14 protein-coding genes and 1 pseudogene are annotated in these 13,844 nt (G+C 71.5%); 4 read left to right on the forward strand and 11 right to left on the reverse strand.

Annotation, left to right across the window (positions count from 1 at the left end; all coding sequences use genetic code 11):
• Positions 1-28: 28 nt before the first annotated feature.
• The 8 genes and pseudogenes from STRTUCAR8_RS03260 to STRTUCAR8_RS55040 form a co-directional block, all read right to left on the reverse strand.
• On the reverse strand, positions 29-1,054 hold the full coding sequence (locus STRTUCAR8_RS03260; protein ID WP_044471557.1) for a glycoside hydrolase family 6 protein: 1,026 nt from the start codon (positions 1,052-1,054) through the stop codon (positions 29-31).
• 508 nt (positions 1,055-1,562) lie between these two features.
• Entirely contained in the window at positions 1,563-2,252 is a 690-nt protein-coding gene (locus tag STRTUCAR8_RS03265; RefSeq protein WP_006374006.1) for a class F sortase, read from the reverse strand.
• Positions 2,253-2,257: 5 nt separating this feature from the next.
• Positions 2,258-2,854, reverse strand: a complete 597-nt coding sequence (locus STRTUCAR8_RS03270) for a hypothetical protein (protein ID WP_006374008.1) — start codon at positions 2,852-2,854, stop codon at positions 2,258-2,260.
• 126 nt (positions 2,855-2,980) lie between these two features.
• Positions 2,981-3,760, reverse strand: a complete 780-nt coding sequence (locus tag STRTUCAR8_RS03275) for an HAD-IIA family hydrolase (protein ID WP_006373991.1) — start codon at positions 3,758-3,760, stop codon at positions 2,981-2,983.
• A gap of 158 nt (positions 3,761-3,918) precedes the next feature.
• The gene (locus tag STRTUCAR8_RS03280; protein ID WP_319355030.1) at positions 3,919-4,713 is read right to left on the reverse strand and encodes a hypothetical protein; all 795 of its coding nucleotides are present in this window, start codon (positions 4,711-4,713) and stop codon (positions 3,919-3,921) included.
• Positions 4,714-4,861: 148 nt separating this feature from the next.
• Positions 4,862-5,287 (reverse strand): hypothetical protein, encoded by a 426-nt coding sequence (locus STRTUCAR8_RS03285; protein WP_006373989.1) that lies wholly within the window; start codon positions 5,285-5,287, stop codon positions 4,862-4,864.
• A 78-nt stretch (positions 5,288-5,365) separates the two neighbouring features.
• Positions 5,366-6,460: an ROK family protein gene (locus tag STRTUCAR8_RS55550; protein WP_407705461.1), complete on the reverse strand. Its 1,095-nt coding sequence runs from the start codon at positions 6,458-6,460 to the stop codon at positions 5,366-5,368.
• A gap of 281 nt (positions 6,461-6,741) precedes the next feature.
• A pseudogene (locus STRTUCAR8_RS55040) lies at positions 6,742-7,210 on the reverse strand (winged helix-turn-helix transcriptional regulator); the annotation flags it as partial.
• 75 nt (positions 7,211-7,285) lie between these two features.
• Here STRTUCAR8_RS55040 and STRTUCAR8_RS03300 point away from each other — a divergent pair.
• From STRTUCAR8_RS03300 to STRTUCAR8_RS03315, 4 genes are all read left to right on the forward strand, one after another.
• Positions 7,286-8,368 (forward strand): Gfo/Idh/MocA family oxidoreductase, encoded by a 1,083-nt coding sequence (locus STRTUCAR8_RS03300; protein ID WP_006373995.1) that lies wholly within the window; start codon positions 7,286-7,288, stop codon positions 8,366-8,368.
• Positions 8,365-8,907, forward strand: a complete 543-nt coding sequence (locus STRTUCAR8_RS03305; RefSeq protein ID WP_006373990.1) for a heme-degrading domain-containing protein — start codon at positions 8,365-8,367, stop codon at positions 8,905-8,907. Before STRTUCAR8_RS03300 ends, STRTUCAR8_RS03305 begins: the two co-directional genes overlap by 4 nt.
• A gap of 100 nt (positions 8,908-9,007) precedes the next feature.
• A complete protein-coding gene (locus tag STRTUCAR8_RS03310) occupies positions 9,008-9,880 on the forward strand; it encodes an LLM class F420-dependent oxidoreductase (RefSeq protein WP_006374012.1) in 873 nt (290 codons plus the stop codon).
• 142 nt (positions 9,881-10,022) lie between these two features.
• The gene (locus STRTUCAR8_RS03315; RefSeq protein WP_006374007.1) at positions 10,023-11,540 is read left to right on the forward strand and encodes a condensation domain-containing protein; all 1,518 of its coding nucleotides are present in this window, start codon (positions 10,023-10,025) and stop codon (positions 11,538-11,540) included.
• On the opposite strand, the gene STRTUCAR8_RS03320 is transcribed toward STRTUCAR8_RS03315, so the two are convergent.
• The 3 genes from STRTUCAR8_RS03320 to STRTUCAR8_RS03330 form a co-directional block, all read right to left on the reverse strand.
• On the reverse strand, positions 11,527-12,384 hold the full coding sequence (locus STRTUCAR8_RS03320) for a fumarylacetoacetate hydrolase family protein (protein WP_006373984.1): 858 nt from the start codon (positions 12,382-12,384) through the stop codon (positions 11,527-11,529). The two genes, STRTUCAR8_RS03315 and STRTUCAR8_RS03320, sit on opposite strands and share 14 nt — an antisense overlap.
• A gap of 139 nt (positions 12,385-12,523) precedes the next feature.
• Positions 12,524-13,327, reverse strand: a complete 804-nt coding sequence (locus STRTUCAR8_RS03325; RefSeq protein ID WP_006373994.1) for a YidC/Oxa1 family membrane protein insertase — start codon at positions 13,325-13,327, stop codon at positions 12,524-12,526.
• 124 nt (positions 13,328-13,451) lie between these two features.
• On the reverse strand, positions 13,452-13,775 hold the full coding sequence (locus STRTUCAR8_RS03330; protein ID WP_044471562.1) for a DUF6412 domain-containing protein: 324 nt from the start codon (positions 13,773-13,775) through the stop codon (positions 13,452-13,454).
• Between the last annotated feature and the right edge of the window lie 69 nt (positions 13,776-13,844).

Here is a 13,844-nt window from a genome sequence, read left to right on the forward strand (position 1 = left end):
CACACCACAGAACCCCCCACCCCCGTAGTCACTTGCTGGCCTTGGCAAGCCCCAACGCATAAGAAGCCCACCACTGCCCCGCCTTCGGCCCACCCTTGCACTCCCCGTCGGACTCCCCAGGCCGCTTGACCCAGAGATACGCGTCGACCAGCGGGTCCGCCGTCTTCACCGTCGGAGCCTCCCCCAGCGCCCTCCCGGGAGGATTGCACCAGTTCTCGTCCTCGTCGCCCCCGGTGTAGGGCCCGTTGCCGTTACGGCTCGTGTCCACCACGAAGTGCTTCCCGCCCACCTTCGCCGACAAAGCCTTGCCGTAGGCGATGGACTCGGCCGTCGAGTAGAAGTTGGACACGTTGACGGAGAACCCGTCAGCCTTGTCGATGCCCGCCCACTTCAGCGGCTCGAAGATCTGGTCGGGATGCGTCCATCCCGCGTTTCCCGCGTCCAGGTACACCTTGGTGTTCCGCAGCGCCGACAGCGTGTCGATCGCGCCGCTCAGCAGGTCGTACCGCTCCTCGTGGAACTCGTCCTGGGTGCAGCCGTCCACCAGGTGGAGGATCGCGTCCGGTTCCAGGATCACCGTGGCCGCGCGGTCGCCGATGCCCTTGGCGACGCCGTCGATCCAGGCGCGGTAACTGTCGCCGTCGGCGGCGCCCCCGCTGGAGTACTGGCCGCAGTCGCGGTGCGGGATGTTGTAGAGGACGAGGAGTGCGGCGCGGTCCGCCTTCTGCGCGGCCTCCGTGAAGCCGCGCGCCTCCGCCTCCGGGTTCTCCGGGCTGATCCACTCGCCGGTCGGCTGCTCGGCGATCTTCCGGATCTGCTCGGCGTCGGTGGTCTTGTCGTCCTTGACGTACGCGGCGACCTGTTCCGCCGCGTTGCCGTCGGGGTTCACCCAGAACGGGTTGGTCCCCTTGGGCTGTTGGGTGATCCGGGCTCCCGCCTCCTTGGCCGGCTCGTCGCCGTCCCCCTTGCCTGAGGAACAACCCGTGAACAGCAGCGCCGCCCCCAGCACCGCCATGGACGCCCTCCCCCAGGTCGCCCCCCTGCTGCCGAACATCGAACTCCCCCTCGGATGCACTGTCCTGGTCCCCCCTGGATGCAGTGTCGTAAGCCCCAATCCTGACATAGGTGGCCAGGCGCCCACGAGGTCGCCAGAGCCTTGTCGGTTACCTGTTACAGCGTGTTCGGGCAGGGCACTCCCGTACCTCGGGGCCGGAGCAGCGGGCCCTGGGGGCGTCGGCGTACCAGCTCGTAGAACTATCTACTACCTGCGCGGATAACTCAGCGCCACTGGACGGGGACTTGGCGTCAATCACGTCTAGGCCTGGACGCTCATCCGTTCTACAGTCGTCTCAGACGGCTCCAGCTCAGGCCAACAGTTGACCGTCCGCGTTTCTGTGTCATTCGGGGACGGGCATCGAACCTCCCGCGCCGGTCGCCGGGTTACTCCCGCAGCCCGTGCGCGCGCGGTCGAGGACCAGCCCGGTCGGCGGCTCTGGGGGGAGCGGGTCGTCGACCGGGCAGGGTGACGAGCAGGGTGGGACGGTCGGGTCGGAGGCAGGGCGTCAGGCGGCCGCGCCCGTCAGGTACGCCGACACGATCACGTTCGCCGTGTAGGTGCGGGAGGCCCGGTCGAACGTACCGCCGCAGGTGATGAGCCGGAGTTCCGCGCGGCCCGACTGCCGGGTGCCGTACGCCTGTTGGGCGTCGAAGCGGTCGCGGGGCAGGACCCGGACGTCGTCGACGGTGAACTCGGCGACCTTGCCGTCGGCGCGGGTGACCCGGATCGTCGCGCCCGGCCGCAGGGTGCCGACCTTGTAGAAGACGGCGGGCCTGGTCTCGGTGTCGACGTGTCCGACGAGGAGCGCGGTACCGGCGGCGCCGGGCCGGGTGCCGGATCCGTACCAGCCCACGACGCCCGCCTGGTCGAAGGGCGGCGGGTCGATCGCGCCGCGCCGGTCGAGGCCGCGGGCCACCACCGGGGCCTGCACGCCCAGTTCGGGGATGTCCACGCGCTGCGGCACCGCGCCGCTCAACGGCTCGTGCGCGGGCGGGAGTTCGGGGTCAGGGGGGCGGCCGACCGCAGCGATGTCGCCGGTGGTCGGCGCGGATATGCCGTGGCGTACGTCCGTCACCTCGCGGCCCCACATCCACAGCCCGAGGAGCAGCAGCGCCCAGGCCACGCCCATGGTCAGGCGTCCGGTGCCTGCGCCTGTGCCGGTGCCGGAGGGTGGTTCTCGGTCGTTGTCGTACATGGCGTTCAGTCCGTCCCACGGCCCCGGCGGAACCCGCGCACCGCGACGACGACCGCCGCCACACCCGCGAGGACGAGACCGACCACCGCCTGCCCGGTGCCGGGACCGGTGCCCCGCGCGTCGGCGGCCAGTTCCTTAGCCGCACCGCCACCGCCGGCGGGCACGGGAGCGAAGGGCGAGGCGGCCGTCGAAGTCGCACGGGAGGGCTCGGCGTAGGACGGCTGCCTCTCCCCCGCACCAGCGTCCGCGCCCTCGTTCGTCACGGCCACGGCGATCGTGCCCTTGACCTGGCCGTGCCGGCCGTCGCAGCCGACCGTGACGTCGTACGTGCCCTGGCCGAGCGTGGAGCGGACGCGGGACTCTCCGACGAGCGCCCCGTCCTCCCCCTGCCTCGCGAGCAGCACATCGGCGACGAACGCCTCCGACGTCGCGGTCCCCGTCCTCCCCGTACAGCCGCGCACGACCAGTTGTACGTCGCTGCCGGGCGCCGGGGACGCCGGGGTCACCGAGATGCCCCCGTCGGCGGCGTACGCCACGGGCAGGGGGGTGAGCGCGGCGGCGACCACGGCGCCGGAACAGAGAGTGAGCCGCATGGAACCCATCGTGAACCTCCAGACACCTGGAGACTCCTCCTCCCGTCGCCGGTCCGCATCTCCGGAGCGGGTACGACTGCTCCGTACGGGTCGCGAGGGGTTTGGACGGCCTCGGGTTCGTGCGTCGCGGGCGGCTCAGACGCGGTCGACGAGGTCCGCGATGGAGTCGACGATCTTGGACGGGCGGTACGGGAAGTTCTCGACCTGGTCGGGCCCGGTCAGGCCGGTGAGCACCAGGAAGGTCTGCATCCCGGCCTCGATGCCCGCGAGGACGTCGGTGTCCATACGGTCGCCGATCATCGCGCTGGTCTCGGAGTGGGCGCCGATCGCGTTGAGCCCGGTCCGCATCATCAGGGGGTTCGGCTTGCCCGCGAAGTACGGCTTCCGGCCGGTCGCCTTGGTGATCAGCGCGGCCACGGCGCCGGTCGCGGGCAGCGGGCCCTCGGTGGAGGGGCCGGTCTCGTCCGGGTTGGTGGCGATGAAACGGGCGCCGCCCTCGATCAGGCGTACGGCCTTGGTCATGGCCTCGAAGGAGTAGGTGCGGGTCTCACCGAGGACGACGTAGTCGGGCTCGTGGTCGGTGAGGATGTACCCGATGTCGTGCAGGGCGGTGGTCAGGCCGGCCTCGCCGATGACGTAGGCGGTTCCGCCGGGGCGCTGGTCGTCGAGGAACTTGGCGGTGGCGAGCGCCGAGGTCCAGATGTTGTCGACGGGCACCTCCAGGCCCATGCGGCGCAGCCGGGCGTGCAGGTCCCGGGGGGTGTAGATCGAGTTGTTGGTGAGCACCAGGAAGGGCTTGCCCGACTCGCGCAGCTTCTTGATGAAGGCATCGGCGCCGGGGATCGGCACGCCCTCGTGGATGAGCACACCGTCCATGTCGGTGAGCCACGAGTCGATGGGCTTGCGGTCTGCCATGTCCGGTCTCCTGCTCCTGCACTGCATGTGTGTTGCGTTGCCTGCGTTACGAAGCGACGCCATGCCATACGTTGCGCTGCGCTGCGTTGCCGTACGCACGTACGAGGTGTCGCGTGCGCCCAGCCTGTCACAGGCCGGATCTTGGGGGAATGGCCGGTTTAGGTCCGTCCCACGCCTCGGACCCGGGCGAGCAGCATGACTCCGGCGCCGCTCAGCAGCAGGGTGAGCGCGATGCCCGAGAGGCGGAGGGCGGTGTCGCGTCGACCGGTGCCGGCGAGCTCACCGGCGCCGGTCGGAAGTCCCGGTTCCCGTACGCCGGGGACGGAACCGGGCGTGGGCGGTACGGGTGCGGCCGACGCCGGGTCGGTGTCGATGTCGGTGTCGGTGTCGGGGACGACATGGAAGCGGTAGTCGTTGGACTCGCCGACCCAGTCGCCGTCGTTGTCCTTGTCGTGCCGCTGGACCACCGCGGCGTTGGCGACGACCTCGTTGGCCACCGCGCCGGCGCCGATCGCGAGCCGCACCTTCACGGAGACGGTCCGTCCGGGCCCGACGGTGAATCCGGGAAACCCGTCGCCCTCGAACACTCCGATGGTCTCGTCGGCGTCGGTGGCCTCGAACCGTACGGGATAGGGGCGGGCGCGGTGTCCGTCGTAGAACTCCAGGCTCGGCTGAGCCGTCGTCAGGGCACGGCGCTCGTCGACGAGTACGAGGACGGGGTGGATGTCCGTGCAGGTGAGCGCGGTGTTGTTGGTGAGGTCGAGGCGCCAGGTCTGGTGCTCACCACCGGCTTCGTAGGTGGCGGGCCCGCCGTGGATCCGGGTCGTGAGGGGGAAGGTACGGGCGCCGGGGGCGGTGCCGCAGCCGGCCGCGTACGCCGGGGCGGTCAGGGCTCCGGGGGCGGCGAGGAGGGCGGCGGCAGCGGTGAGGGTGACGGTCACTGGCGCGGTCACGCGGGTACACAGTCGCATGAACACATGACCATGCCGGGCCGGTGGAGTCGGTGAGCGGCACCGCTCCGGAGGGTCCGCCGCTACGCCCCGAACGGGCTCGCACATGCGCCCGATCGGCGGATGCGGCACAGCGGGTTCGGTCGCCGGTTCAGGTCTCTTCGTCGGCGTGGCCGAGGTGGCCGTCGGTGAGGTGCCAGTAGCGGAGGTGGGAGGTCTGGCGCCAGGTCTCGGGGGCGGCGAGGCCCTGGGTGATCCAGGCGTGGAGTTGCGGGAGGGCGGTTTCCTTCAGGACGGCACGGGTGGCGGCGCGCTCGGCCGCGTCGACCGGGTGGACGTCGACGGAGAAGCCGACGTAGTCCGGGTCAACACCTCGGCCGTAGTTGGGGGAGTCGGAGGCGACCCAGCGGGCTCCGAGCACGCTCGTGCCGCTGTCGGACCCGGTGAGGAAGCGCAACTCCCTTATGTGGGAGACGAGTTCACCGAGGGACTCGTTGACGTCGGTGGTGGTCAGCGACCAGGCCAGGTGCCGGGGAAGTCTGCGGCGGGGTCGTCTGCGCCGGTTGCGTGCGGTCATGAGGGAAGGGTCGCAGGGCGGGGGCGGCTGACCCCAGGGATTTTCTGTACCGGGGCGAGCGGGGAGGGCGGGGTCCCGCTACCCCTCCGCCCGTCCGAACAGCGGTGCGAGGAGCAGTTGGGCGGCGCCCTCGGCGACTGCGCGTGCCCCTCCGGGGGCGACCCGTACGGGTACCGGCTGGTCGGCGCCCTCGCGCCGGGCGCGTTCGGCGAGGACGGTGGCGACTCCTCGTACGAAGCGTTCCGGGTCGGCGGCGATGGTACGGCCGCCCAGCAGGACCCGGTCGATGTCCAGCAGCCCCACGAGGTTCGCGGCGCCGACGCCGAGCACCCGGGCCGCCTCGTCCAGGTCGCCGCGAGCCACCGCGGCGAGACACAGCGCCTCGATGCAGCCACGGTCGCCGCAGCCGCAGGGGGGTCCGTCCAGCTGGACGACCTGATGCCCGAACTCGCCCGCCCCGGTCCTGGTCCCCCGGTGCAGGGTCCCGCCGAGCACCAGACCGGCCCCCAGCCCCGTACCGAGGTGGAGGTAGGCGAAGGACCCGCCCTCGCCTCCGAGCGCCAGCCCGAACGCGGCGGCGTTGGTGTCCTTGTCGACGGCCACCGGCACCCCGAGCCGCCGCGCCAGCGCGTCCCGCAACGGAAACCCGTCCCACTCGGGAAACCCGGTGACCCGATGCAGGACGCCTCCGGCGTGATCAAGGGGGCCGGGAAGAGCAACACCGACCCCGAGAATGCCGACGCCTCCCCTACGGGACCCACCGAAACCGCCGGCCCCGCGCCCCCGCTCAGCCAATTCAGCGAGCGCCACGCCGGCTCCCCCGGGCCCCTGACCGGGCAGCGCCCCAGCCTCCCCGGACCCCTGACCGAGCGGCACCCCAACCTCCCCGGGTCCCGGACCGAGCGACGCACCGGCCCCTCCCAGTCCCTGACCGGGTTGCACGCCGGCACCCCCAGGTCCCCGGCCGGGCAGCGCCCCAGCCTCCCCAGACCCCTGACCGAGCGGCACCCCAACCTCCCCGGGTCCCGGACCGAGCGACGCACCGGCCTCCCCGAGTCCCTGACCGAGCGACGCACCGGCCCCTCCCAGTCCCTGACCGGATTGCACTCCGGCACCCCCAGGTCCCCGGCCGGGCAGCACCCCAGCCTCCCCAGACCCCTGACCGAGCGGCACCCCAACCTCCCCGGGTCCCGGACCGAGCGACGCACCGGCCTCCCCGAGTCCCTGACCGAGCGACGCACCGGCCCCTCCCAGTCCCTGACCGGGCAGCGTTCCGGCCTCCCCGGATCCCTGGCCGGGCAGCACACCGGCCGTCCCGGGGGTCTGACGGAGCGCCGCCTCGCTCTCCCCGTGTTGGTCGCCGGGCAGCGCGCCGCTTCCCACGGGCTCCTCCGCAAGCAGACCCCCGGCCTCCCCCGCTCCACGCCCGAGCCGGACCCCGCCCTCCCCCGGCCCCCCGCCGAGCAGTGCCTCGACCACTCCGGCCACCCCCTCGACCACCGCATCCGCGCCCGCGCCCAGGTCCAGGGGGGCCCGGCGTTCCGCCAGCGCCGTCCCCGTGAGGTCGGCCAGTACCGCTCTCACCTCGTCGCGGTCCAGGTGGACGCCCACCGCGTGGCCCGCCTCCGGTACCAGGCGCAGGACCGTGCGGGGCTTGCCGCCTGTCGAGGCGCGGTGGCCGGCCTGGGCCGCGAGGCCCTCTGTGCGCAGGCGGGCGGTGATCTTGCTGACCGCCTGGGGGGTCAGGCCGGTCCGCTCGGCGAGTTCGAGGCGGCTGATGCCCTCGGTGCCGGCCGTGCGCAGGAGGTCGAGGACGAGCGCGGCGTTGTGGCTGCGCAGGGCCAACAGGTTCACCCCGGGGACCGTGCCGGAGGCGGCGACGGTCGTGGCGGCGGAGGCGTTCGTCCTGTTCACCTGAGTCATTGTCCCCGCTGCTTGCACTTTGGCAACAGCGTTGCGAAAGTGGACGGCATGACTGGTACGACTGGTACGACTGGAATGACCGGCACGTCCGGTGCCCCCCTCCGCCTCGGCCTCGTCGGCTACGGCCTCGCGGGGTCCGTCTTCCACGCCCCGCTGATCGCCGCCACCGAGGGCCTCGTCCTCGACACCGTCGTCACGGCGAACCCCCAGCGGCAGGCGCAGGCCCGCACCGAGCACCCGGGCGTACGGGTCGCAGCCGCCCCGGACGAGCTGTTCGCCCGCGCCGACGAGCTGGACCTGGTCGTCATCGCGTCGCCCAACAAGACGCACGTCCCGCTCGCGACCGCCGCTCTCAAGGCTGGCCTGCCGGTCGTGGTCGACAAGCCGGTCGCGGGCACGGCGGCCGAGGCGCGTGACCTCGCCGCCCTCGCCGACCAGCGGGGACTGCTCCTCTCCGTCTTCCAGAACCGCCGCTGGGACCACGACTTCCGGACGCTCCGAAAGCTGATCGCCGAGGGCGAGCTGGGTGACGTGTATCGGTTCGAGTCACGGTTCGAGCGGTGGCGCCCGCAGACCAAGGGCGGCTGGCGCGAGTCCGGCGACCCGGCGGAGTTCGGCGGACTGCTGTACGACCTCGGCAGTCACGTCGTCGACCAGGCACTGGTCCTCTTCGGCCCGGTCGCCTCGGTGTACGCGGAGACGGACATCCGCCGCCAGGGCGCCGAGACCGACGACGACACGTTCATCGCGCTCACCCACACGAGCGGCGTGCGCAGCCATCTGTACGTCTCCGCCACCACCGCCCAACTCGGCCCGCGCTTCCGGGTGTTGGGCGCACAGGCGGGGTACGTGAAGTACGGCCTCGACCCGCAGGAGGCCGCCCTGAAGGAAGGCGGGCGGCCCGGGGACACCGGCTGGGGGCTCGAACCCGAGGGCATGTGGGGACGGGTCGGGTCCGGGGAGTCCCCGCTGACCGGCGGCGGCCGGCCGGAGCCGACACTGCCGGGCGCGTACGAGAAGTACTACTCTGCGATCGCCGCGGCCCTGCGCGACGGCGGCCCCAACCCGGTGACCGCGCTGGAGGCGGCAGCCGCGCTCGACGTACTGGAAGCGGCTCGGCGTTCCGCGAACGAGAAGGTGACGGTGACCCTGCGATGACCAGCCAGAAGACCGGCCAGCACCTCGGCCACAAGGCGACCGGACAGCCTTCGCTCGGGCCGCGCATCGCGCCCGAACTCACCCCGAGCCTCGATGAACTCGAAGCACAGCAACGGCACTTGGTGTTCCGCCAGTTCACGCACGAGGACGCGTGGACACTGGGTTCGCTGCTGGTGGAGCTGGCGCGGGAGCGGCAGGCGCCGGTGGTCGTCGACATCCACCGGGCCGGCCAGCAGCTCTTCCACGCGGCCCTGCCCGGCTCGACCCCGGACAACGACGCCTGGATCGACCGCAAGCGCCGGGTGGTGGAGCGTTACGGCGCCTCCTCCTACCTGGTGGGCGCCCGGTTCCGCGCCAAGGGCACGACATTCGAGGACGACTCGCGCCTCGACCCCGACACCTACGCGGCCCACGGCGGCTCGTTCCCGATCACGGTCGAGGGCGTCGGCGTGATCGGGTCGGTGACCGTGTCGGGGCTGCCCCAGCTCCAGGACCACCGAATGGTCGTGGAGGCGCTGGAGATCTTCCTGAAGGTGTAGCGGGGTGTAGCAGGTAGTAGCGGGAATTATCCTGAGGGACCCTCCGGTTGGGACTGCACACAGGGCAGGGCACCGACCGACCTCGGAGGACGCGGAACCGATGGACAACGTCAACTCGCTGAAGGAGACCGTCGGGCGGTACGGCATCTGGAGTTTCGGGATGCGTTCGGAGGACCCCGAGGGGCTCACCGAGCGTGCCGAGGCCGCCGCCGAAGTGGAGGAACTGGGCTTCGGCGCCCTCTGGTTGGGCGGCAGCCCGGGCGTACGGCACGCCGTTCCGCTCGTCGAGGCGACCTCGCGGCTCGTCGTGGCGACCGGCATCCAGAGCATCTGGCAGTACGAGGCGGCCGAAACGGCGTCCCTGTTCGCGGAGTTGGAGTCGTCCCACCCCGGCCGCTTCCTGCTCGGCCTCGGGGTGAGTCACGCCGGGATGGCGGACCGGTACCGTCGCCCGTACGCCGCGATGGTCGAGTACCTGGACGCCCTGGACGCGGCCGGGCAGCCCGCCGAACGCCGGTTGCTGGCCGCGCTCGGCCCGAAGATGCTGGAGCTGTCACGGAACCGCGCCGCCGGCTCGCACCCGTATCTCGTCACCCCCGAACACACCGCGCAGGCCCGTGCGGCCCTGGGTGAAATACCGCTGCTGGCACCGGAGTTGAAGGTCGTCCTGGACTCGGACCCGGACCGGGCCCGGGCGACCGCCCGCGGCACCCTCGCCATGTATCTGACGCTGCCGAACTACACCAACAACTTCCTGCGCATCGGCTTCACCGAGGACGACATCGCGGACGGCGGCAGCGACCGTCTGGTCGACGCGGTGTTCGCCTGGGGCAGCGAGGACCGAATCCGTGAGCGGATAGACGCCTTCCACACGGCGGGCGCGGACCATGTCACCCTCCAGATCATCGACGGCCGGTCCAGGGAGGTCCTCCCCCGCGACGGCTGGCGCCGCCTGGCCGACCTGCTGAAGTAACCGGGAGACGTGAGGGACTGGAGGGGATCTGGCACGCCCTGAAGCGGTGGCGTTTCCTCCGGATGCATCCGGTCGTTGGTCTGCACGTGTCATCGGGCGAGATCCAGGAGCCCGGTGACACGCATGCGAACGGAGAAGTCCCGTGCGATTGACCGATATCCACCGTTGCGAGATCCGGCCCGGACGGCTCGTGACCTGGACCCTGCATCCGACGACCGTCGAAGGCGCCGCCCGACTGCCGGACGACACCCGCCCACCCGCGTACGTGCAGGAGGCTCATGTCCGAACCGCGCGAACGGTGCGCGAGGACGGACTGTTCGTACCGACCTGGCTCGGCACGGCCTTCGACATCCCCGGGCGGGTCGATCTCGACGTCCTCCAGGACGCGTTGCGCGCCTGGACGCTGCGGCACGAGACGCTGCGCAGCGGTTTCCGCTGGGCGGACGGCCCGCCCGGGTCTCCCGAGGACGAGCTGCGGCGCTTCACCCTCGCACCCGACGCCGTCGTCCTGCACCGTGAGGACGTCGGCGACTTCCGCGACGGGGCGACGCTCTCGCGCTATCTGCAGGATCGGTTCGACATCGCGGCGGACGCGCTGACCTGGCCGAACTTCATCTACAGCGCGGTCGTCAGGGACGACACCACCAGCGTCTACATCGCGTTCGACCACACAAACGTCGACTCGTACTCGATCTTCCGCATCGCCCACGAGATCCACCAGCTCTACACGGCCGGCCTCGACGGCAAGGCCGTGGACACGGCGCCGGTCGCCAGTTACGTCGACTTCTGCGCGAGCGAGCGTACGCACGCCGACGGCATCGACGAGACGCACTCGATCGTCGCCGAGTGGCGGAAGTTCATCGCCCGGTGCGACGGCAAGCTGCCCAACTTCCCCGTCGACCTCGGCCTCGACCCCGAAGGGCCGCTGCCCACACAGAAGTTGATGCGGGAGTGGCTCACGGACGACGCGGACGCGGCGGCGTTCGAGGCGTACTGCCGTCCGTACGGCGGCAGCATGGTCGGCATCCTCGCGGCCACCGCCCTCATCGTGCGCGAGATCAGCGGCCGGCAGGTGTACCGCACCGTCGTCCCGTTCCACACCCGGGCCAGGTCGGAGTGGTCGGACTCGGTCGGCTGGTACGTGGGCGGCGCGCCGCTGGAGATCCCGGTGGGCGAGGTCTCGGACTTCGACGGCGCGCTCGACCTGGTCCGCACCGCGCTGCGGGCCAAGCGGCCTCTGTCGAGGATGCCCATCGCCCGGGTGCTGAAGCTGCTGGGCTCCGACTTCCGGCCCACCTCACCGGACCTGTACTCGATCGTCTCGTTCGTCGACACCCGGGACATCCCGGGTTCGGAGCGGTGGGACGAGCTGAAGGCGTACGGCCTGATCCGGGTGTCGTACGGCGACCAGGTGTGCGCCTGGACCACCCGCCTCCACGAGGGCCTCCAGTTCGCCGCCCGCCACCCGGACACGGACGTGGCGCAGAAGAACATGCGCCTGTACGTCGCCAGGCTGCGGGAGCTGATCACGTCGGTGGCCGCCCCGGCCCTTGAGGAGGCGCGCAGCGCCGTCTCAGGGGCGCGGGGACCCGCGCGACAAGCCCCCACCGGACCGGCACTCGAATTCCCCGCCCCCAGCGGAGCGCTCACGCGTCCTTGAACTCCTGACGCTGCCGCCCGAGCCCGTCGATCTCCAGCTCGACCACATCCCCCGCCCGAAGGAACGGCTTGGGCTCGGGCGCACCCAGCGCGACTCCGGCCGGCGTACCCGTGTTGATGACGTCACCCGGGTACAAGGTCATGAACTGGCTGACGTAGCGCACGACTTCGGCGACCCCGAAGATCTGCTCCGCCGTGGTGCCGTTCTGCTTCAGCTCGCCGTTCACCCACAGCCGCAGCCCGAGCCCCTGCGGGTCCGGCACCTCGTCCGCGGTCACCAGCCAGGGCCCGAGGGGGTTGAACGTCTCGCAGTTCTTCCCCTTGTCCCAGGTGCCGCCCCGCTCCAGCTGGAACTCGCGCTCGGACACGTCGTGCGACACCGCGTACCCGGCGACATGCGCGAGCGCCTCCTCGTGCGAGCCGAGGTAGCGGGCCGTACGTCCGATGACGATCGCGAGTTCGACCTCCCAGTCGGTCTTCGTCGACTCGCGCGGGACGAGCACCGTGTCGAACGGCCCGACGACCGTGTCCGCGGCCTTGAAGAAGATCACCGGCTCGGCGGGCGGCTCGGCGCCGGTCTCCCGGGCGTGGTCGTGGTAGTTGAGCCCGATGCACACGATCTTGCCGACGCGGGTCAGCGGCGGCCCGATCCGCAGGCCGGTCGCGTCCAGCTCGGGCAGGTCACCGGCGTCGGCGGCGGCCCGGATCCGGCCGAGCGCCGCGTCGTCGGCGAGCAGCGTTCCGTCGATGTCCGGGACGACCCCCGACAGGTCCCGCAGGGTTCCCTCGGCGTCGAGGAGCGCGGGCCGCTCCGACCCCGCCGTACCGACTCGCAGCAGCTTCATGGTCGCTCTCTTCCTGGGTGATGCCCTTGGTGGTGCCCTCGGTCACGTCCTCGGTCGTCACGCGTCACGTGCGTCGCGCGTCATTCATCGGAGGACTGGTCGATCGTCCAAGGTGGACGTCCGGTCCGCAATACCCGGTTCACGTACTGGACTGGGGGCGGGTCGACGCACCGGACAGCGCGCCGGTCTGCGCGCCCGTCTGCGGCGCGAGCTGCCAGCGGTAGAGGACCGCCCGTTCGACCGCGCTCCAGGTGGTGCTGGTCACCATGTAGAGCGCGGCGGCCAGGGGCATCACGGCCACGGAGAAGAGCGTGAAGAAGGACATGAAGGGCGCGAACTTGGCGGCGGACGCGAGCCCGGGCACCGCCTCACCACCGCCGGTGTTCACCGACATCGGGTTGGCGGCCATCACCAGCTTCATACGGCGGTAGTTGAAGGTGGCCACGGCGGCGACCAGGACGAACAGTCCGAGGTAGACGAGCCCGGCGGCCCCGAAGATCCCGTCCCCGCCGAGCGCGTCGGCCCAGCGGTCGCCGAGCGGCGCGGCGAACAGCGTGTGGGTGAGGAGCCCGTTGGTCCGGCCGCCGATCTCCGGGTTGGAGAAGAGGTGGTAGAGCAAGAAGAACGCGGGCAGCTGGAACAGGCTCGGGAAGCATCCCGACAGCGGCGAGACCTTCTCCTCGGCATGCAGTTCCATGACGGCCTGCTGGAGCTTCTTGGGGTCCTTCGCGTGCCGTTTCCGCAGCTCGGCGACCTTGGGCTGCAGTGCGGCACGCGCCTTCTGGCCACGCGCCGCCGCACGGGAGAGGGGGTGCACGAGGAGTCGTACGAACGCCGTGAACAGGATGATCGCGACGGCCGCCGAGGAGTTGTGGAAGAGGGGCTGGAGCAGGTCGGCGAGACGGCCGACCAGGTCCGCGAACGCGGACAGGAAGCTGGACATGGGTGAGTGAGCCCTCCGAGGGTCTCGTCGTACCGGAGATCCCGTGGATACGGAGATCGATGCAGCTCGGTATGACGACCCGCGCGGGGATGTCAGCTGTCGGTGCTGAGCTCGATGCTGCGCCCTACGCGGTGGTCGTCCGGAGGGCGAGTCCGGGGGCGCGGGGGCGGGTGCGGCCACGGGCGTCGGGGTCCCGTTGCGGCAGGAAGGCCGTACGGCGGGCGCGGTCGCGGATGGCCGTACGGACCCGGGTGGGCGGCGCGGCGGGCGCGCAGCGGGAGACGATGAGCGAGCAGGCGGCGAACGCGGACCCGGCCGCGGCGGTCGCCGCGAGGGCGACGGCGGCGGAGAGGGTGCCTGCGTCGAGCAGCGCGACCTCGATGAGGAGGAGGAACAGCGCGGCGGCGGTACGCGGGTTCACCCGGACCGGACTCCAGCTCCGGATCATGCCCATTCCCACGCCCCCCTCTCGAACGTACGACTGACAACCGACGCTGATTGTCGGCTCTGCTGTTCG

Origin of the sequence: Streptomyces turgidiscabies Car8 (assembly GCF_000331005.1) — a bacterium.
Lineage (GTDB): Bacteria > Actinomycetota > Actinomycetes > Streptomycetales > Streptomycetaceae > Streptomyces > Streptomyces turgidiscabies.

Coding starts and splice junctions, on each gene's coding strand:
- STRTUCAR8_RS03260 (WP_044471557.1), bottom strand. CDS start 1,054: ATGTTCGGCAGCAGGGGGGCGACCTGGGGGAGGGCGTCCATGGCGGTG.
- STRTUCAR8_RS03265 (WP_006374006.1), bottom strand. CDS start 2,252: ATGTACGACAACGACCGAGAACCACCCTCCGGCACCGGCACAGGCGCA.
- STRTUCAR8_RS03270 (WP_006374008.1), bottom strand. CDS start 2,854: ATGGGTTCCATGCGGCTCACTCTCTGTTCCGGCGCCGTGGTCGCCGCC.
- STRTUCAR8_RS03275 (WP_006373991.1), bottom strand. CDS start 3,760: ATGGCAGACCGCAAGCCCATCGACTCGTGGCTCACCGACATGGACGGT.
- STRTUCAR8_RS03285 (WP_006373989.1), bottom strand. CDS start 5,287: ATGACCGCACGCAACCGGCGCAGACGACCCCGCCGCAGACTTCCCCGG.
- STRTUCAR8_RS03300 (WP_006373995.1), top strand. CDS start 7,286: ATGACCGGCACGTCCGGTGCCCCCCTCCGCCTCGGCCTCGTCGGCTAC.
- STRTUCAR8_RS03305 (WP_006373990.1), top strand. CDS start 8,365: ATGACCAGCCAGAAGACCGGCCAGCACCTCGGCCACAAGGCGACCGGA.
- STRTUCAR8_RS03310 (WP_006374012.1), top strand. CDS start 9,008: ATGGACAACGTCAACTCGCTGAAGGAGACCGTCGGGCGGTACGGCATC.
- STRTUCAR8_RS03320 (WP_006373984.1), bottom strand. CDS start 12,384: ATGAAGCTGCTGCGAGTCGGTACGGCGGGGTCGGAGCGGCCCGCGCTC.
- STRTUCAR8_RS03325 (WP_006373994.1), bottom strand. CDS start 13,327: ATGTCCAGCTTCCTGTCCGCGTTCGCGGACCTGGTCGGCCGTCTCGCC.
- STRTUCAR8_RS03330 (WP_044471562.1), bottom strand. CDS start 13,775: ATGATCCGGAGCTGGAGTCCGGTCCGGGTGAACCCGCGTACCGCCGCC.